Below are 19874 nucleotides of genomic sequence, written 5' to 3' on the forward strand. Positions count from 1 at the left end.
GCAGACCTTCGTGGTCGGACGGGTGGCTATGGGTGGCTGGTCAGGGGGTGCGGGACTGGTCGGCGCTGGTAGCGGCCGCCTGGGCCATCAGCCCCAGATCGCTGCCGACCGTGGCGAAGCGGTAGCCCAGGCCGCGCATGGCCCGGGCCATCGCCGGATCGGTACAATGGATGCCGGCGGGGATGCCGGCACCGCGGGCGCGGGTGACGATGCCGGTGACGGCTTCGGCCAGAGCCGGCTGATTGTCGGTCCGCCCGCCGGTGAAGCCGAGGCCGAGTGCAAGCCCCAGATCATTGGGGCCGACGAAGATCGCATCCAGCCCGGGGGCGGCCAGGATGTCGTCCAGCGCCTCCAGCCCGGCCCGGGTCTCGATCATCGCGATCGCGAGCACGCTGTCGTCGATGGCCTTCAGATAGCTGCGGCCAAGGATCGGGGCCGCGCGTACCGGGCCGAAACTGCGCCCGCCGCGGGGCGGAAACCGGCAGGCGGCGGCGAGTGTCGCGGCACCGGCGGCATCGTCGATCAGCGGTGCGATCACACCCAGCGCGCCATGGTCCAGCGCGCGCATGGCATCCTCGGGCCGGTTGGCCGGGATGCGCACGATCGGCGTGGTGCCGTGACGGCCGCATTCGGCCAGCAGGCGCAGACAGGCGGCATCGTCGATCACGCCATGCTGGCGGTCGATGGCCAGGAAGTCGTAGCCTGCGGCATCCATCAGCGCCGCCGAGGTGGCGCTGTCGGACATCAGGAAGGTGCCGACGGCGAAGCCGTCCGCTTCCTGAATGATGCGGCGCAGCCGGTTCTCGATCATCAGCGTCTCCTCGATCCCCCATGCCGGCCGTTCTGGTTGCGGCCGGTTTTCGGCCCCCGACCGCCGCCGCCGTCATGGCGGTTCCGGGCACGTTCGGCCGCAGCTTCGCGGGCAATGGCCTTCAGGCGCTTGACCTGGCCCGGGGTGGGCGGCTTGCCGGCACGGCCGCCCTCGATCAGTTCGAACAGCAGCCCGCCCGCCACGATATCCGCCTCGCGCAGCCGCACCTCGACCCGGTCGCCCAGGGTGAAGCGCATGCCCGAACGCTCACCGATCAGAGCCTGCTCCGACGGATCCAGGATGAAGAATTCGCGGCCGAGGGTTGAGATCGGCACGAAGCCGTCGGCCCCGGTCTCGTCGAGTTCCACGAACAGGCCGACGCCATGGACGCCGGTGATCCGGCCGCCGAAGGTGGCGCCCACCCGGTCGGCCAGGAAGACCACCAGCAGGCGGTTGGTCACCTCGCGCTCGGCCAGGTCGGCGCGGCGCTCGGTGATCGAGAGATGCTCTCCCAATGCATGCAGCCCGTCGGCGGCCGCGCCGTCCAGCCCGTCGGGGCCGAGGTTCAGTGCCTTGATCAGTGAGCGGTGCACGATCAGGTCGGCATAGCGCCGGATCGGCGAGGTGAAATGGGCGTAGCGTTCCAGCGACAGGCCGAAATGGCCGATATTGTCGGGGCTGTAGGTCGCCTGTGACTGGCTGCGGAGCACGGTGGTGTTCACCTGATGCTCCAGCGGCGTGTTTGCCACCGCCTTCAGCAGGCGGTTGAAGTCGCGCGGGTCGACATGCACCGAATTGGTGAAGCTGAGGCCCAGAGACTTCACGTAATCGCGCAGCACCGAGACCTTGTCGGCCGGCGGCTGGTCGTGGACCCGGAACAGGCAGGGCCGGTTGCGGCGAAGCAGCGTGTCGGCCGCAGCCACATTCGCCAGAATCATGAACTCTTCGATCAGCTTATGGGCATCGAAGCGCTGGCGGGTGCGGATATCGGTCACCCGGCCGGTCTCGTCCATGACCACCCGGCGTTCGGGCATGTCGATCTCAAGCGCCCCGCGTCGGCGGCGCGCGGCATCCAGCACCTGGAAGGCGGCATAAAGCGGCCGGATGACCGGCGCCATCAGCGGCTCGATCTCGGCGTCGGGCCGGCCCTCATGCGCGGCCTGGACCCGGGTATAGGTCAGCCGCGCGGCCGAGCGCATCAGCCCGCGCACGAAGCGGTGTTCCAGCAGGGTGCCCTGGCCGTCGATGCGCATCATCGCTGCCAGACAGTAGCGATCCTCGTGCGGGCGCAGCGAGCACAGCCCGTTGGAGAGCGCTTCCGGCAGCATCGGCACCACCCGGTCGGGGAAATAGACCGAATTGCCGCGCTCTTCGGCCGACCGGTCGAGCGCGCTGCCGGCGGTGACGTAATGGGCGACGTCGGCGATCGCGACCCGGATGATATGGCCGTCGGGGTTGGTCGGGTCTGTATCGGGCTCGGCATGGACCGCGTCGTCGAAATCGCGGGCGTCCTCGCCGTCGATGGTGACGAAGGGGATGGAGCGCAGATCCTCACGACCGGCGGAGAGTTTCGGTGCCGTCGCCGCCTCGGCCTCGCGCACGGCGGCGGCCGGGAAGTGATCGGGAATACCGTGGGCCTCGATCGCAAGGTCGATGATCGCGGCCGCCGTCTGCTCCTGTCCCAGCCGCTTCACCACCCGGGCGCGGGGCAGGCCCAGCCGCCGGCCGGGCAGGGTCTCGGCCACGACGAACTCGCCGTCCTCGGCGCCGCCCAGATCGGCCTCTTCGATCGAATAATCGGTCTTGGCGCGGCGATCGGCCGGAATCAGCCGCCAGCCGTAATCGATCGAGCGGATGGCCCCGGTCACCCGGCGCGACCGGGTTTCCAGCCGGCGGATCACCCGGGCTTCATAGGCATCGGCATCGCCGCGATGCAGGCGGACCAGCAGCCGGTCGCCGAAACCCGGCGCCGCCTCGTCGCGCGGGCGCAGGCCGCCCTCGCGCAGCACCACGATCGGCGGCGGGGGCCCGCGCTCCTCGTCGTCCCAGACCGCCGGCCGGGCTTCGGCCTCGCCGGTTTCGTCGTCGATCGAGACCACGTCGACCACCAGCACCGAGGGCAGCACGCCCGGTTCGGCAACGCGGCGCGCCCCGGCACGCTTCAGCGTGCCGTCCTCCTTCAGCTCGCGCAGGATCCGCTTCAGCGCGATGCGGGCGCCGCCGGTGATGTTGAAGGCGCGTGCGATCTCGCGCTTGCCGACCGGTCGGTCGCTCTCGGCGATGAAGGCCAGGATCTGTTCGCGGGTGGGCAGGCGGTCGGTGCCGTCATCCGAGGAGGAGGTCAAGGCTGCTGGTTGCTTTCTTTGCGGGCGCCGCCGTGGACACACGACCGGCATCATCCTGCGGCACGGTACGCCGCCCGCGTCCGCCCCGCAAGCCGCGGGCACGCAAACCTGCCGTGTTCGATCAAGTGCTTGGGGCGCGAAAGGTTGCCGCCGGCCTCAGCCGGCGGCACTCGTCTTCGCGGCCGCCTTCTTCGGTGCCGCCTTCTTCGGCGCGGGCTTCTTCGCAGCGGCCGCCTTGGGGGCGGCTGCCTTCTTCGGTGCCGCCTTGCTCGCAGCCGGCTTGCTCGCAGCTGCCGTCTTCGCAGCCGCCTTCGCCGGCACGGCATCGTCGAAGGGCACCTCGTCGGGCTCGGCAGCTGCGGCGGCCTTGCGCTTCGGCGCGGCCTTGGCCTTGGTGGCGGTGGCGGCCTTGGCGGTGGACGCCTTCGTCGCCTTGGCCGCGGGCTTCTCGGCCTTGGCCTTCGACGCTGCCGCCTTCTTCGCCGGCTTTGCCGTCTTGCCGGTCGCTGCTGCGCGGGCATCGACCAGAGCCACGGCCTCGTCCAGCGTCAGCGCCTCGGGATCGGTCGCGCGGGGCAGGGTGGCGTTCACCGACCCGTGCTTCACGTAAGGTCCGTAGCGGCCCTTGTAGAGCGCGATCTCCCCGCCCGAGGGATGCTCACCCAGCACGCGCAGCGGCGCGACCGAGCCGCCGCGCCCCTTGGGCGCCTCGGCGAGCAGGGCGACCGCCCGGTTGATGCCGATGGTCAGCACGTCGTCGTCGGGGGTGAGCGACTTGAAGGCGCCGTTATGCTTCAGATAGGGCCCGAAGCGGCCGATGCCGGCGGTGATCACTTCGCCGGTTTCGGGATGGCGCCCGATTTCGCGCGGCAGGGCCAGCAGGCCGAGGGCGATGTCGAGCGTGATCGCCTCGGGCGTCAGCCCCTTGGGCAGCGAGGCGCGCTTGGGCTTTTCTTCTCCCTTGCCGCCATCGCCCAGCTGGACATAAACGCCATAGGGCCCCTTGCGCAGGGTAACCGGCAGTCCCGTTGCCGGATCGTCGCCCAGATGCTTCGGGCCCACATCCAGCCCGGTGGCACCGGCTTCCGACGCGCCATCACCGGTGCCGGCAGCACCGCCGACCGGCCGGGTGAACTTGCACTCGGGATAGTTCGAGCAGGCGACGAACGAGCCGAACTTGCCGAGGCGCAGCGACAGCCGGCCATTGGCGCAGGCCGGGCAGGCACGCGGGTCGGTGCCGTCGCCCTTGTCGGGGAAGACATGGGATTCGAGCCGCGCCTCGACCGCCGTCAGCACGTCGGAAATCTTCAGGTCGCTGGTGCCGTCGATCGCCATGTGGAAGGCATCCCAGAAGGCGCGCAGCACGGCCTTCCAGTCCACCTCGCCCTCTGCCACCTGGTCGAGTTCGTTTTCGAGCCGGGCGGTGAAATCATATTCGACATAGCGGTCGAAGAAGCTGACCAGGAAGGCGGTGACCAGCCAGCCGCGGTCTTCGGGTACGAAGCGCTTCTTGTCCAGCACCACGTAATTGCGGTCCTGAAGCACCGAGATGATCGAGGCATAGGTCGACGGCCGGCCGATGCCCAGCTCTTCCAGCTTCTTCACCAGCGTCGCTTCGGTGTAGCGCGGCGGCGGTTCGGTGAAATGCTGGTCGGATTTGAGCGGCCCGCGGTCGAGCGGTTCGGCCCGTTCGAAATTCGGCAGGCGCTTTTCCTCGTCCTCTTCCTCGTCGTCGCGGCCTTCCTGGTAAAGCGCCAGGAAGCCGTCGAAGGCGATGACGCTGCCGGTGGCGCGGAAGGTCGCGACCTTCGCACCATCCGTCACCTCGATCGCGACCTGATCCAGGATCGCCGCCGCCATCTGGCTGGCCACCGTGCGCTTCCAGATCAGTTCGTAGAGCCGGAACTGATCGTCGTCGAGATGGGAGCGGACCTCTTTCGGCCGGCGGAACACGTCGGTCGGGCGCACAGCCTCGTGTGCCTCCTGGGCGTTCTTGGCCTTGTTGGCGAAGCTGCGCGGCCGGTCGGGCAGGTAGCGGGGCCCGTGGACCTGGTCGACCATGTCGCGGATCGCGGCCACCGCCTCGTTCGACAGGTTGACGCTGTCGGTTCGCATATAGGTGATCAGACCCACGGTCTCGCGGCCGAGCGAGATGCCCTCGTAGAGCTTCTGGGCAACCTGCATGGTCTTCTTGGCCGAGAAGCCGAGCTTGCGGCTGGCTTCCTGCTGCAGGGTCGAGGTCGTGAACGGGGGGGCCGGGTTGCGGCGGCCCTGCTTGCGCTCGACGTCCGAGACCCGCCAGTCGGACAGCGCCTCCAGCCGCGCCAGCACCGCCCTGGTCTCGTCCTCGGAGCCGAGGGCGAATTTGTCGAGCTTCTTGCCGTCGAGTGCGTGAAGTCGGGCGAGCAGCCGGCGTTCACCGGCCGCGAACTCGGCATCGATCGTCCAGTATTCCCGGCTGCGGAAGGCCTCGATCTCGGCCTCGCGCTCGCAGATCAGCCGCAGTGCCACTGACTGGACCCGACCGGCCGAGCGCGAGCCGGGCAGCTTGCGCCACAGCACCGGCGACAGGTTGAAGCCGACCAGATAGTCCAGTGCCCGGCGCGCCTGCTGGGCGTTGACCAGGTTCATGTCGATGTCGCGCGGGTTGGCGATCGCCTTCTGCACCGCGCTTTTGGTGATCTCGTGGAACACCACCCGCTTGACCGGCACGCCCTTGAGCGCGCCACGCCTGTTCAGGGCGTTGTGGACGTGCCAGCTGATCGCCTCGCCCTCGCGATCCGGGTCGGTGGCGAGGAAGAGCTGATCGGCGCCTTTGAGCGCACTGGCGATGGCCTTCAGATGCTGTTCAGACTTCGGATCGACCTCGTAGGTCATCGCGAAGTCTTCATCCGGGCGCACCGATCCGTCCTTGGCCGGCAGATCGCTGACATGGCCGTAGCTCGCGAGGACCTTGAAGTCATCGCCGAGATACTTGTTGATCGTCTTGGCTTTCGCAGGCGATTCGACGACGACGACCTTCATGAGCTGCCTTGCTGGTCTCCGCGCTTCAACGGACCCGCCGGTACCCATCTGACGAAGGGAGCGTCGGGCCTTCCTCGCGCCGCGGCCGGGGCGCGGGGATCAGCCCATGCTCAGCGACACTTTCTGTCCGGGCAGGCGATCGAGCCGCCCGGCAAGTTCCAGTTCCAACAAAATCGTGAGAATGGTCGCCGCCGTCAAGCCGGACTCATGGACCAGATCGTCGAGACGTGCGGCAGACGCGCCGATCCGGCGGGGAATTTCGCGTCGGGCATGGTCGAGTTCCGCCGGATCCGGGGCCATGGGCGGCGGGGCGACGGCCGTCTCCATGACCGGTTCGGCAAGCGGCCGGTCGATCAGCGGGCGGATCGCCTCCAGCACGTCGGCGGCATCGCGGACCAGGGTCGCGCCGTCGCGGATCAGCCGGTTGGCCCCTTCCGAGCGGGGATCGGCGGGGGAGCCCGGCACCGCCAGCACCTCGCGGCCGTATTCGCCCGCAAGCCTGGCGGTGATCAGCGAGCCCGAGCGCGGCGCTGCCTCTATCACCACGGTGGCGAGCGTGGCGCCGGCGACGATCCGGTTGCGGCGGGGAAAATGACGCGCCTGCGGCTCGGTGCCCGGCGGCTGCTCTGCGACCAGCAGCCCTTCACCCGCAATGCGGGCCTGGAGTGCCGCGTGTTCCGGCGGGTAGACGACATCGATCCCGCCCGCCACCACCGCCATCGTCCCGGCACCGCCGGGGCCGGCTCTCAGGGCGCCGTCATGCGCGGCGGCGTCGATGCCACGGGCAAGGCCCGAGACCACCACCACACCGGCGGCGGCCAGATCCGCGGCCATGCGGCCGGCGAGCCGCATGGCGGGCAGGGCGGCGGATCTGGAGCCGACCAGGGCCACGGCGGGTGCGGCAGCGACGGCATCATGGCCGCGGATCTGGAGCAGGGGCGGCGGGTCCGGGATGCTGGCCAGCGGCGCCGGATAGCCGGGCTCTCCCGGTGCCACCAGCCGGGCGCCCGCGGCGCTGATCCGGCGCAGTTCCGCCTCTGCCGCACTGCGTGAAGGCGGGGTCAGCGGCCGGGTGCGGCCGCCGCGTTGCGCCAGCTCCGGAATGGCCTCCAGCGCCGCTGCGGCACTGCCATAGCGGTCGAGCAGGTCGAAAAAGGTGATGGGGCCGACCTGTTCGGTCCGGATCAACCTCAACCAGTCGAGGCGCTCCGCCCGCGTCAGCCCGCCGACGCGGGTTCTGGACATGGGCCACAGGATGCATGCTCATCCCGTAAGGCGTCAATGATCCAGGAATTATACGCGTATGTCTCTTTTCGGTTGTAGCTTCCACTCCGGGATCTACGGAAAGCGCCCCTGTGATCTGGCCGCGGGGGGGCGGCTCGGGGTAGGGTGCCATGGTCATCATACCGGGCAGATCCGTGTACACGATCCATATAAAAGTGAGGTGAGACCGTGCCTGGCAGACCCGAGACAGGATGGCGGGCATATGGTCATCGGACGAAGGTCGCGCTCTGGCGCCATCATCCGCGGCGTGACGTCACCGCGTCGGCCCTGCACACCATTCTGCACCGGCCGGTCGCGACCGTGTCGGACTGGGCGAGGGTCGAACAGGCTGCGGCAGCTGCACCCTGGCATCCGCGCGAGCGGGCGGTTCGGGAGGCGACCGCCGATGTGGCGGCGACCCGCACCCGACCGGTGCCGCTGCTGACCCGGCTGGCGGCCGCGATCGATGAAACCGACCGCCGTGTGATGCTCGCGGTGGTCGGGCTGGGGTTCAACATGCGGCATCTTCACGAGGCAGATGCCGCGGGCTGGTGGCCTCTGCCGGCCGTGGGGCTGGACCACCGGCTGATCGGTCGGGGCGGCCGCGATCTGACCGCGGTGGTGGACCGGCTGCGCGCCGAGCCCGGTGCCGGGGGGATGATCCTGGCCAGTGCCTGCGTGCTGCCGCTGTCGGTGGATCTGCGGGCTGCGGCGCGGATGATACGGCAGCTGCGCCGGGTGGCGACATGACCGGGCGACCTGCCGCGACGCCCGAGGCGCTGCTGGTGCCGATCGCGCCCGATCGTCTGGAACGGCCGGTCTTCGCGGTCTTTGCCGATCAGGCCATCCGCAACCCCCGCGCCCCTGCGGTTCTGGGGGCCGGGCTGGCGACGAGCTATGGCGATCTGCTGGAACAGGCGCTGCGGATCGCCGCGGCGATCGACGGCCGGACGGCGGCGGCCGGAGAGGGGCGGGGTCCTGAGGAGGGGGAGCCTGTGGCGGTGGCGATCCCCGCCTCGGCCGGCTGCCTCGCGGCCCTGTTGGGGGCGCTTGCGGCCGGGCGGCCCTATGTGCCGCTCGATCCCTCCTTTCCCGCGGCCCGCAACGAGCTGATCCTGGGCCATGCCGGGGTGCGGCTGGTGCTGACCGATCAGGCGACCGCAGCCGGGCGGCCGGAGCTGATGGCGGCGGCCACGGCCGCAGGGGCCACGGTGCTTGCCATTGACGATCTGGCGGCGCCGCCGGCCGCCTGGTCGCCCCGGGGCGGGCCGGATGATGCGGCCTATGTTCAGTACACCTCCGGCTCCACCGGCCGCCCCAAGGGGGTCTGGCAGACCCAGAGGGGGCTGCTGCACGACGTTCTTCAGTATCGGGATGTTCTTGACATCTCTGCCGCTGATCGCCTGACCTGGCTCTATTCTCCGGCGGTCAGCGGTGCCATTCGCGACATGTACGGCGCGCTGCTTGCTGGCGCTGCCGTCATTCCGGTGGATCTGAGAACCGAAGGCGTCGCCGCCGCCGGCCGGCGCTTCGCCACCACCCGCCCGACGATCTTTCACGCCATGCCGACGGTGCTGCGGGTGCTGACCGATGGCGGGGCCGGCGCGGCGGCGCTGGGCGGCATCCGTGTCGCCTATCTGGCGGGAGAGCGGATTTTCGCGGCCGATCTGGCGCGGGTCTTCGCCGATGCGCCGGCCGAGGCCCGGATCTATGTCGGCATCGGCTCCACCGAGAACGCCACCATCTACCGGCACTGGCTGATCGATCGGGAGGCCTGCCCCACCGAGGGTGTGGTGTCGGTCGGCTGGCCGGTTGCGGACCGGCATATGCGGCTGGTGGATGCAGAGGGCCGGCCGGTTCCGGATGGCGGGATCGGCGAGATCGAGGTCGAAAGCCGCTATATGGCCGCAGGCTATTGGCGGGATCCGGAGCTGACCGCCGCCACCTTTCTGACCGGCGGCGATGTGGCGCCGGGGGCGCGGCGGCTGCGGCCGGGCGATCTGGGCCGGATCCGCGCCGACGGGCAACTCGAATTCCTGGGCCGGGCCGATGGTCAGCTCAAGATCCGCGGCCATCGGGTGGAACCGGCCGAGGTGGAGGCTGCCCTGCGCGCCCTGCCGGGGGTGGGGGATGCCGCGGTTCTGCCGGACCGGACACCGCAGGGCGAGACGGCCCTGGCCGGGGTGGTGGTGCCGGCACCGGGCCGGCTGATCGACCCCGCGGCCCTGCGCAGCCGGCTGGCTGCGGAGCTGCCGCCCCATCTGGTGCCGCGGCGTCTGCTGGTGATGGCGGAACTGCCGCGGCTGGCCAATTTCAAGCTGGATGGTCGCGCCCTTGCCGGCTGCCTGGCCGATCTGCCGGCAGCACCTTTGGCACCCCCGGGGCCGGAACCGGCCGGCGAGACGGGCGACCCCGCACTGGCCGATGTCGTCGACCGGGCCTGGGCCGAGATGTTCGGCACCGCCGCCCCAAAAGCCGGCGTCACCTTCTCTGAACTGGGGGGCGACAGCCTGGAATTGATGCGCTTCGCCGCACGGGTGGAGGCGCTGGCCGGCCGACCGCTGCCGGTTACCCTGCTGACCGGCGCGATGACCCCGGCCGATCTGCGTCAGGCGCTGAGCGGCCCAATGACTGCGACGACGGCGCGGATGCTGTTCTTCGTGCCGGGGGTGATGGGCATGGCCCGGCATCTGATCATCCTGGCCGCGCGCTGCGCAGGGATGGCGACGGTGCGTCTGGTGGCCCTGCCGGACCTGGATGCGGAACTGTCCCGGCGGCGGGGCATCGACGATCTGGCGGCGGAGGTGGCCGACAGGGTCGCCACCCATCTGACCGGCGCAGCCGGACCTGGCGGCGTTACACCCGATTTCGGTCTGGTTGGTCTGTCCTTCGGCGGCCGGCTGGTGGTCGCCGCGGCGCAGATCCTGGCCGATCGCGGTCTGGCGGCCGGAATGGTGGTGGTCGGCGACATCGTTGCCAGCCATGACGATGCGGCATCGCTGCTGCAGGCGGGCAGGATCCCCGATCCGTCGCCGAGCTTTCGACGCCGGCTGGTTCGCGGGATCGGCCAGCCGATGTCGAAGCTGTTCTTCACCCTGGCGCAGAGGCCCGACCATCGGGCGCTCAGGCTGGTCGCGGCCCTGGCGCGGCGGGCGGCACCGGGACGCCGGAACCGGATCCGGGTGGAACGGGCGCTGATTTCGGCCATCCGCCGGGCCATGATCATGGGATGGCGGCCGGGCCGGCTTCACTGCCGTCTGCTGCTGATCGTGACATCGCATACCCGGTCGTTATATGCCGGACATGGCCATCTTCTGGGCTGGGACAGGGTGTCGCCGGATGTCCGGCTGGTGGAGGTTGCAGGCGATCATGCAGCGCTCGCGACCGACGAGGCCAATCTTGCGCGCATCGTGGCTTCGATCGGGGACGCCTGGCCGGATCAGCCCTCCGCCTGATCCGTCCCGGCCCTGTCCTTCTTCTTCCCGATCTTCGGCTCGGTTCCGGCCAGCAGCCGGGCGATGTTGGTCTTGTGACGGATGAAGACCAGCACGGCGATGAACAGCGTGACGCCGGCCAGCTCCGGCGTGGCCAGGAACCACGACAGCACCGGGGCGGCGGCAAAGGCGACCAGCGCCGCCAGCGACGAGAAGCGGGTGAGGAAGGCGATGGCGAGCCAGACGGCGCAGGCGGCAAGGCCGATCCGCCAGTCGGCGGCCAGCAGCACGCCAAGCCCGGTGGCGACGCCCTTGCCGCCCTTGAAGCCCAGCCAGACCGGGAAGAGATGGCCCAGAACCGAGCCGGCGGCGGCGGCCAGCGCCGCGTCGGGGCCAGGCAGGGTAAGGGCGATGAGGGTGGCGGCGGCCCCCTTGCCGCTGTCCAGGATCAGCGTCGCCAGCGCCAGGGGCTTGTTGCCGGTGCGCAGCACATTGGTGGCGCCGATATTGCCCGAGCCGATCTTGCGCACATCGCCGAGCCCGGCCATGCGGGTCAGCACCAGACCGAAGGGGATGGAGCCCAGCAGATAGCCGCCCAGGGCGGCGATGACGAGCAGCCAGGGGGCGGTCTCTGCGGCCATGGGCGGGGGCTCCTGCCGGGAGTGAGGGGGCCTGTCGGATCAGGCGAGCTGGAAGACGGTGCGGCCGCGGACGACGGTCCGCAGCGCCCGGCCGCGCAGGGTGCGGCCGTCGAAGGGCGTGTTCTTGGACTTCGAATGCAGCAGGGCCGCATTCAACACCCATTCATGTTCGGTGGAAAACAGCACCAGATCGGCGGGCGCACCCTTTGCAAGCCGGCCGGCGGCAATGCCGAGCAGATCGGCCGGCTTCAGCGTCATCGCCGCCACCGCGTCGATCAGCGACAGATGGCCGTCGCGAACCAGTTCCAGGGTCAGCGGCAGCATGGTTTCCAGCCCGACCACGCCATTGGCGGCATGGGCGAAGGGCACGCGCTTGCTGTCCTGGTCGTGGGGGGCGTGGTCGGTGGCGACCGCGTCGATCGTGCCGTCGGCCAGGCCTTCGATCATCGCGTCGACATCGCGGGCGGCGCGCAGCGGCGGCGCCATCTTGGCAAAGGTGCGGTAGTCGCCGACCGCGCGGTCGTCGAGCGTGAAGTGATGCGGCGTCACCTCTGCCGTCACCGGCAGGCCGCGGCGCTTGGCCTGGCGCACCGCCTCCACCGCCTCGGCGGTGGAGATATGGGCGACGTGATAGCGGGCCTTGCCGCCGGTCAGCTCCAGCAGGCGGATGTCGCGCTCCACGATCACGGTTTCGGCCGCCGACGGGATGCCCGGCAGGCCGAGCCGGGTGGCGGTCTCGCCTTCGTTCATGCAGCCGCAGCCGGCCAGGCTGTGATCCTCGGCATGCTGGGCGATCAGCAGGCCCATGCCGCCGGCGTAAGAAAGCGCCCGGCGCATCACCAGCGTGTCGCGGACCGGCAGGCCGTCATCGCTGAAATAGGCGGCGCCCGCCTCGGCCAACAGGCCCATTTCGACCAGCTGTTCGCCCTTCAGCCCCTTGGTGATCGCGGCCACCGGCAGCACGTTGACGAGGCCCGTCTCGCGTGCCCGGCGGCGGATGAAATCCACCAGCGCGATGTCGTCGATCACCGGCGCGGTGTTGGCCATGCAGGCGATGGTGGTGACACCGCCCGCCGCCGCCGCCCGGCTGCCGGTTTCGATGGTTTCCTTGTGCTCGTGGCCGGGCTCGCGCAGATGGACATGCATGTCGACCAGACCCGGCGCCAGTACCAGGCCAGTGCAGTCCACCACCTGCACGCCCTCGGGCACGCCGTCGGCGAAGAGGCCCTGGCCGATATCGACGATGGTCTCCCCCTCGGTCAGCAGCGTGCCGATGCGGTCGGTGCCGGTCGCCGGATCGATCAGCCGGGCGTTGACATAGGCGACCCGGCCGGGCAGAGGGCTGCGGTCGGGCGTCGTTTCGGCGAAGACGGGCGTGGGCATGACGCAGATGTCCCTTGGGGGAGAAGCGGCGGGCAGGTGCGGGACCGGCCCTGAAAAACCTCGGCTGTCCGGCTGTCGGGGGCCGGCTGTCGGATCTGGCGGCGGATCAGGCTGGCAGGTTGCGGCAGAGCACGTCCAGGCAGGCCTGGCGCACGGCGACGCCCAGCTCCACCTGATCCAGGATCACGCTGCGGTCGATGTCGTCGGCCAGCTCGCTGTCGATCTCGACGCCGCGATTCATCGGCCCCGGATGCATGACCAGCGCATCGGGGGCGGCCACCGCCAGCTTCTGATAGGACAGGCCGTAGAAGTGGAAGTATTCGCGGATCGAGGGAATGAAGGCGCCGTGCATGCGCTCCAGCTGCAGGCGGAGCATCATCACGATGTCGACGCCCTCCAGCCCCTCTTCCATGCGGTTGTAGACCTTGACGCCCATGCGCTCGATCGCCGTCGGCACCAGGGTCGGCGGCGCGATCAGCCGCACCTCGGCACCGATGGCGTTCAGCAGATGGATATTCGAGCGCGCGACCCGGCTGTGCAGGATGTCGCCGCAGATCGCAACCTTGAGCCCGGCGATCCGGCCGCGGCGGCGGCGGATGGTCAGGGCATCGAGCAGGGCCTGGGTCGGGTGCTCGTGATTGCCGTCGCCGGCATTGATCACCCCGGCATGGACCTTTTCCGAGAGCAGCTTTACGGCGCCGCTGTCGCCATGGCGCACCACCAGGATGTCGGGATGCATGGCGTTCAGCGTCTGGGCGGTATCGATCAGGGTCTCGCCCTTCTTCACGCTCGACGTTGCGACCGACATGTTGATCGCGTCGGCCCCAAGCCGCTTCGCCGCCAGCTCGAACGAGGTGCGGGTGCGGGTCGAGTTCTCGAAGAACAGGTTGATGACCGTCCGGCCCTTCAGCGTCGACCGCTTCTTTTCGGCCTGCCGGTTCAAGTCGACATAGCCGTCGGCCAGGTCGAGAAGATAGCCGATCTCGTCGGCGGTCAGCCCCTCGATGCCGAGCAGGTGGCGGTGTGCGTAGCCGGTGTCCATATGGCAGTCCCTTGACCCGACGGCCCGGCAAACGGCTGTCGCCGGCCGTGCGCGTGCGACGGCGGGCGCGGAAGGACCCTTCCGCACCTCGGCGGCGGACTATACGGGAGCGGGGACCGCCTCTGCAAGTCCGCTGCAAGCCCTGATGAGCGTATGGCCGATCAGGCGAAGCGCCGGCCGCGGTCCCGGCGATAGGCCATCAGCGTCACCCAGGCGAAGACGATGCCCCAGCCCAGCAGCCAGGCCCAGTGCACGAGCGGCAGCGGCCCGTCGGCGATGGCGCTCCAGGCCAGTTCGGCGTAGTGCCGGGTGGGGGTGAGCAGCGAGATCTGGTTGACGATCGAGGGCAGCATCTCCGGCGGCAGCCAGAGCCCGCCCAGGAAGGCCAGCGGGAAATAGACCAGATGGGCGATCGGCACGCTGGCCCGGGCCGTGACGCTGAAGCCGATGGCGAGGCCGAGCAGGGCGAAGGGCACGCCGCCCAGCACCAGCACCACCAGCAGTTTCAGGCAGGCGAGAAAGGTGAGCGTGGCGCCGTTGATCAGCACCGCGAGCAGGATCACCGGGGCCACGGCCGCGAGCGAGAAGGCAAGGGCGGTCGCCACCTGGGCGGCGATGCGCGGGCCGCCGCCGGCCGGCAGGGTGCGCAGATAGGTGAACCAGGGCCGTTCCCGCGACTGGGCGACGCCGACGCCGAACTGGAAGAAGGCGACCCCCAGCACGCCGAACAGCCCCCAGGCGGCGGCCAGGCGCCCCGCCTCGGCCGGGTTGGAGGCGTTGGTGGCGCCGAAGAACAGGTAGAGCAGCGAGGGCATCGCCACGGTCGACATGGCGAAGGAACTGGACCGGCCGAGTTCCTTGAGATTGGCCGCCAGATGCGCACCGAACAGCCGGCCGAAGCCGGGCGCGGGCTGTGCGGGGCCCGTCTGCTGCGGACGCGTGGTTCCGGTTCCGGCCATCACGCAGCCTCCCCGCGGCCGGAGCGCACGATCGACATCAGAGCCTCCTCGAGCGTCGCCGCCCGGACTTCGAGATCGGAGAAGGGCGCCCCGCTCATCACCAGGGCGCGGACCGTATCGTCGGCGCGGGCGGTGACCAGGACGATTTCGGTGCCCGAGCGTTCGACCCGCTCGATCCCGAGCGCCTTGGCGTCGAGCGGCGGCAGATGGGCGGCGGTGAAGCGGACGCGGCGCAGGCTGACCCGGCCGCGGATGTCGTCGAGCGCACCTTCCGCGACCACGCGGCCCTGATCGATCACCGCGATCCGCCGGGCCAGGGCCTCGGCCTCTTCCAGGTAATGCGTGGTCAGCAGCACCGTGCCGCCGCCGGCGACATAGCCGTCGACGGCCGCCCAGAGCATGCGCCGTGCCTCGACGTCGAGGCCGGTGGTCGGCTCGTCGAGGAAGACCGCGGCCGGGCGGCCCGCGAAAGCCAGCGCCACCGCCAGCCGGCGCTTCTGCCCGCCCGACAGCCCGCCGGTCTGACGGCCGGCGAGCGGGGTGAGCCCGAAGCGGTCGAGCAATTCGGCCTTGGCCACCGGGTTCGGATAATGGGCCGAGACCAGATCGATGACCTCGCCCACCTTCAGCGTCTCGGGGAAGCCGGTATCCTGGGGGGTGGCGCCGACCATGGCACGTGCCGCCGGATCGTCGGGGCTGCGGCCGAACAGCTCCACCCGGCCCTGATCGGGCTTGCGCAGGCCGAGCAGCAGAGAGAGTGCGGTGCTCTTGCCGGCGCCGTTCGGGCCGAGCAGGGCCAGCACCTCGCCGCGATGAAGCGTGAGGTCGATCCCGTCCAGTGCGGCCATCGCGCCATAGCGCTTGGTCACACCGACCAGGGCCGCGGCCACATCGGCTGTGGCGCTGCGGCGGGCGGGATCGGTGGCGGCGACGGACCTGGGCTGTCTCGGCTGGCTCACGGTTTCCTGTCCCTGCGGCGGATGATCGTCTCGTTCCGGCACGCGGCGGCGCCTTTGGGCTTGGCGGTAACGCCTTGGAAGCACGAGGTCAAGCCGAAAGCTGTGCGGGCCGTCACGGCACGACCAGGGCCAGCATCAGCGGCATGGTGATCAGCGCCGCAAAGGTGCTGACGGTGATGACCGCTGCGGCGAGCGGCGCATCGCCTCCAAGCTGGCGGGCGAGAATATAGGCCGATGTCGCCGTCGGACATGCGGCAAAGAGTACCGACACGATCCGGGTGGTGTCGTCGGCGCCGAAGGGCCAGAGGATCAGCAGGGCGATCAGCGGCATGCCGAGCAGTTTGACCGCGGTCGAGAATCCGATCGCGAAGGCGGCCCGGCCATCCAGGCGCAGCGACAGCCCGGCCCCCACCGACAAAAGCGCGAGCGGCAGCGAGCCGCGGGCCAGGATGTCGAGCACGCCATCCACCACCGGCGGCAGGCCCAGCCCCGAGACGCCGAGCGGAATGCCGATCGCGCAGGCGATGATCAGCGGGTTGGTGACGATCAGCCGGAGCAGAGGCGGGCGCGGCGGCGCATCCTCGCCCGGTGGCGCGGCGCAGGCCGCCACGCAGATCACCGAAATCAGGTTCAGCAGCGGCACCATCGCCGCCACCGCAAGACCGGCGAGCGCCATACCCTGCTTGCCGGCGATGGCCGTGGTGGCCGCGAAGGCGACATAGGTGTTGTAGCGCAACGCCCCCTGGAAGACCGAACTGAAGCCCGGCCCGTCCACCGGCAGCAGCCGGCGGATCAGCACCAGCGCGCCCGCCATGATCAGGATGCCGCCGGTCAGCGCCGCCGCCATCGGCACGGCACTGGCGGCGGGAAAGGTGCCGCGGGCGGTGCTGGTGATCAGCAGGGCCGGGAACAGCACCAGATAGGTCAGCCGGTCGATCATCGGCCAGAAGGCATCGCCCGGGATCTTCGCCTGCCTGAGTCCGGCGCCAAGCAGGATGACGGCAAAGACGGGCAGAAGGGCAAGGAAGGTCTCGGTCATCGGTCGATCCGGCGGGAGCGGGCGGAGGTGGGGCGGGCGGGAGCCCAAGCATGATCGGCGGCAGCGAGCTGCGCAATCCCCGCGGCCACAGGTCGGGCATGCGGGCTTGCATGATCCTGCGGAATTGAACGGTGTTCGGGTGCGGAAAGGTTGCGTCATCACCGGTCAGCGGCCAATCTTGGCGGCAAGACGAACCTCGCGGGGGGCTGTACGACCCGCGCCGGCCGCCCCCGCGCCGGAAGAAGAGGTGGAGATGACCGAGTTGAACGAACTGCTGGGCGACGTTTCGAGCGTCGTCTGGGGGCCGGTGACGCTTGTGCTGCTGCTGGGCACCGGCATCTATCTGATGCTGGGGCTGGGCTTTCTGCCGCTTCGGCGCATCGGCACCGGCTTCGCGCTGGCCTTCGGGCGCCGCAGGGCGGGCGATGCCGCGCATGCGGGCGAGATCAGCCCGTTCCAGGCGCTTGCGACCGCGCTGTCCGCCACGATCGGTACCGGCAATATCGCAGGTGTCGCCACCGCCATCGCCCTTGGCGGCCCGGGGGCGGTGTTCTGGATGTGGATCACGGCACTCTTCGGCATGGCGACCAAGTTCTCGGAAGCCGTGCTGGCGGTGAAGTATCGCGAGACCGACCTGTCCGGTGCCCATGTCGGCGGGCCGATGTATTACATCCGTAACGGGCTGGGCGCGAAATGGGCCTGGCTCGGCCTGCTCTTTGCCCTGTTCGGCATGCTGGCGGGGTTCGGCATCGGCAATACGGTACAGGCCAATTCCATTTCCACTGCCATGGAGCACAGTTTCGGCGTGCCGCTATGGGTCAGCGGGCTGGTGATGGTCGTGCTGGTCTTCGTGGTGGTGATCGGCGGCGTGCGCCGGATCGGCGCCGTGGCCGAGAAGCTGGTGCCGGCGATGGCGGTGTTCTACATCGGCGGTGCATTGCTGGTCATCCTGGCGGGGATCGATCGGGTGCCCGCCGCCTTCGCCACCATCATCGACGGCGCCTTCAACGGCACCGCGGCCGCCGGCGGCTTTGCCGGGGCGACCGTGATGGCCGCGATCCGCTTTGGTGTCGCCCGCGGCATCTTCTCGAACGAGGCGGGCCTGGGCAGTGCCCCCATCGCCCATGCCGCCGCCCGGACCAATGATCCGGTCCGTCAGGGCCTGATCGCGATGCTCGGCACCTTCATCGACACGATCATCGTCTGCACCATGACGGCGCTGGTGATCGTGATGTCGGGCCTGTGGACCGAGGGCACCAGCGGCGCCCCGCTCAGTTCCGCGGCCTTCGAGGCGGGGCTGCCCGGTTTCGGCGGCTGGATCGTCACCATCGGCCTGGTGCTCTTCGCCTTCACCACCATTCTGGGCTGGAGCTATTACGGTGAGCGCTGTGCCCAGTTCCTGTTCGGCCCCAGGGTCATCCTGCCCTACCGGCTGGCCTGGGTGGCGGCGCTCTTCGTCGGCGCCATCGCCGATCTGGGGCTGGTCTGGACGGTCGCCGATATCCTGAACGCGCTGATGGCGGTGCCCAACCTGATCGCCCTGCTCGCGCTGTCGGGCACGGTGTTCGCGACCGTGAAGGCCTGGAAGGCGGACCAGGCCTGATCAACCCTTGCCGGCACGGCTTCTGAACCGGGCGCGCAGCTCTGCGGCACGCCCGGGCTTTTCCACCTGGCGGCCGCGCGCGATGGCCAGCGCATCCGGGGCGACATCTTCGGTGATCACCGAGCCGGTGGCGATATAGGCGCCGTCGCCGATCGTGACCGGTGCCACCAGGCAGCTGTCGGACCCGATGAAGGCATCGGCGCCGATCACCGTCTGCCATTTGCCGAAGCCGTCGTAATTGCAGGTGATCGTACCGGCGCCGACATTGCTGCGGGCGCCGATCCTGGCATCGCCGATATAGGACAGGTGGTTGACCTTGGCGCCGTCGCCGAGCGTCGCATTCTTGATCTCGACGAAATTGCCGACATGGGCGCCCTGCCCGAGCTGTGCCCCCGGCCGCAGCCGGGCGAAGGGGCCGACCGTTGCGCCGCTGTCGATGGCGCAGCCTTCCAGATGGCTGAAGGCGCGGATCACGACCCCGTCGGCAATGCTGACGCCGGGGCCGATCACCACATTCGGCTCGATGATCACGTCGCGGCCGATACGGGTGTCGGCCGAGAGGAAGACCGTCTCAGGGGCGGTCAGTGTCGCCCCCTCGTCCATGGCGCGCAGCCGGAGACGGGTCTGGAGTGCAGCCTCGGCGGCGGCCAGCTCGCTGCGGGCATTGACCCCCAGAACCTCGTCGGCATCCGCGGCCTCGACCACCACGGCGCTGCGGCCATCGGCCCGGGCAATGGCGACCGCATCGGTCAGGTAGTATTCGCCCTTGGCATTGTCGTTGCCGATCCGGTCGAGGATCGACAGCGCGGCCGCGGCCTCCAGGCACATCACCCCCGAATTGCACAGGCCGATGGCGCGTTCCTCCGCCGTCGCGTCCTTGAACTCGACGATCGCCTCCAGCCGGCCGTCGGCATCGAGCTTGAGCCGGCCATAGGCACCCGGATCGGCCGGGCGGAAGCCCAGAACCGCAACCGCGGCATCCCGCACGCGCCGGGCCTCTGCCAGTGCCGCCAGCGTCTCGGGTCGGATCAGCGGCGTATCGCCATAGAGAACCATCACGTCGCCGCCGTCGGCGGCCGCCGCTTCCAGCGCCGGCCGGGCGGCCAGCACCGCATGGGCCGTGCCCAGCTGTTCGGTCTGGTCGTGGACGGTGACGTCGGGTGCGGCCTTTGCCAGCACCGCCCGCACCCGGTCGCCGCCGGCGCCCGCCACGACCGCGATCCGGACGGGCGACAGGCTTCGCGCGCCGTCGATCACATGCAGCACCATCGCGCGCCCGGCCACGGCGTGCAGCACCTTGGGCAGGTCGGAGCGCATACGGGTGCCCTTGCCGGCGGCGAGGACGATGCAGGTGATCGCGGTCATGGATGT

At 70.0% G+C, this 19874-nt stretch carries 14 protein-coding genes; 3 read left to right on the forward strand and 11 right to left on the reverse strand.

The genetic code is table 11. The annotated features are described in order from the left end of the window. Positions 1–40: 40 nt before the first annotated feature. From P7L68_RS09105 to dprA, 4 genes are all read right to left on the reverse strand, one after another. A complete protein-coding gene (locus tag P7L68_RS09105; protein WP_372004337.1) occupies positions 41–811 on the reverse strand; it encodes an HpcH/HpaI aldolase/citrate lyase family protein in 771 nt (256 codons plus the stop codon). Next, positions 811–3156: a ribonuclease R gene (gene rnr / locus P7L68_RS09110; RefSeq protein WP_372004339.1), complete on the reverse strand. Its 2346-nt coding sequence runs from the start codon at positions 3154–3156 to the stop codon at positions 811–813. Before rnr ends, P7L68_RS09105 begins: the two co-directional genes overlap by 1 nt. A 156-nt stretch (positions 3157–3312) precedes the next feature. After that, a complete protein-coding gene (topA, locus tag P7L68_RS09115) occupies positions 3313–6180 on the reverse strand; it encodes a type I DNA topoisomerase (protein WP_372004341.1) in 2868 nt (955 codons plus the stop codon). A gap of 99 nt (positions 6181–6279) precedes the next feature. Next, positions 6280–7425, reverse strand: coding sequence for a DNA-processing protein DprA (gene dprA, locus P7L68_RS09120; protein WP_372004343.1), 1146 nt, complete (start codon positions 7423–7425; stop codon positions 6280–6282). Between the two features lie 207 nt (positions 7426–7632). On the opposite strand from dprA, the gene P7L68_RS09125 reads away from it, so the two are divergent. Beyond that, positions 7633–8193, forward strand: coding sequence for a hypothetical protein (locus tag P7L68_RS09125; protein WP_372004345.1), 561 nt, complete (start codon positions 7633–7635; stop codon positions 8191–8193). After that, complete coding sequence (locus P7L68_RS09130; protein WP_372004347.1) at positions 8190–10898, forward strand: AMP-binding protein; 2709 nt, start codon at positions 8190–8192, stop codon at positions 10896–10898. The genes P7L68_RS09125 and P7L68_RS09130 overlap by 4 nt, the downstream gene beginning before the upstream one ends. Here the strand turns inward: P7L68_RS09130 and plsY are convergent. From plsY to P7L68_RS09160, 6 genes are all read right to left on the reverse strand, one after another. Further along, positions 10883–11518, reverse strand: coding sequence for a glycerol-3-phosphate 1-O-acyltransferase PlsY (gene plsY / locus P7L68_RS09135; RefSeq protein WP_372004349.1), 636 nt, complete (start codon positions 11516–11518; stop codon positions 10883–10885). The two genes, P7L68_RS09130 and plsY, sit on opposite strands and share 16 nt — an antisense overlap. A gap of 39 nt (positions 11519–11557) precedes the next feature. Beyond that, positions 11558–12901, reverse strand: a complete 1344-nt coding sequence (locus P7L68_RS09140; RefSeq protein WP_372004351.1) for a dihydroorotase — start codon at positions 12899–12901, stop codon at positions 11558–11560. Positions 12902–13007: 106 nt separating this feature from the next. Continuing rightward, positions 13008–13943, reverse strand: coding sequence for an aspartate carbamoyltransferase catalytic subunit (locus P7L68_RS09145; protein WP_014746061.1), 936 nt, complete (start codon positions 13941–13943; stop codon positions 13008–13010). Between the two features lie 161 nt (positions 13944–14104). After that, the gene (locus tag P7L68_RS09150) at positions 14105–14902 is read right to left on the reverse strand and encodes an ABC transporter permease (protein WP_372004352.1); all 798 of its coding nucleotides are present in this window, start codon (positions 14900–14902) and stop codon (positions 14105–14107) included. Further along, positions 14902–15903 carry an ABC transporter ATP-binding protein gene (locus P7L68_RS09155; RefSeq protein ID WP_372004354.1) on the reverse strand — a complete coding sequence of 334 codons (1002 nt, stop codon included), beginning with the start codon at positions 15901–15903 and terminating at the stop codon, positions 14902–14904. The genes P7L68_RS09150 and P7L68_RS09155 overlap by 1 nt, the downstream gene beginning before the upstream one ends. 70 nt (positions 15904–15973) lie before the next feature. Continuing rightward, on the reverse strand, positions 15974–16900 hold the full coding sequence (locus P7L68_RS09160) for an AEC family transporter (RefSeq protein ID WP_372004356.1): 927 nt from the start codon (positions 16898–16900) through the stop codon (positions 15974–15976). Between the two features lie 253 nt (positions 16901–17153). On the opposite strand from P7L68_RS09160, the gene P7L68_RS09165 reads away from it, so the two are divergent. Beyond that, complete coding sequence (locus P7L68_RS09165) at positions 17154–18503, forward strand: alanine/glycine:cation symporter family protein (RefSeq protein ID WP_372004358.1); 1350 nt, start codon at positions 17154–17156, stop codon at positions 18501–18503. Here the strand turns inward: P7L68_RS09165 and glmU are convergent, their stop codons facing one another. After that, entirely contained in the window at positions 18504–19868 is a 1365-nt protein-coding gene (gene glmU / locus P7L68_RS09170; protein ID WP_372004360.1) for a bifunctional UDP-N-acetylglucosamine diphosphorylase/glucosamine-1-phosphate N-acetyltransferase GlmU, read from the reverse strand. Positions 19869–19874 lie beyond the last annotated feature (6 nt).

Source organism: Tistrella mobilis (assembly GCF_041468085.1).
Classification (GTDB): Bacteria; Pseudomonadota; Alphaproteobacteria; order Tistrellales; family Tistrellaceae; genus Tistrella; species Tistrella mobilis_A.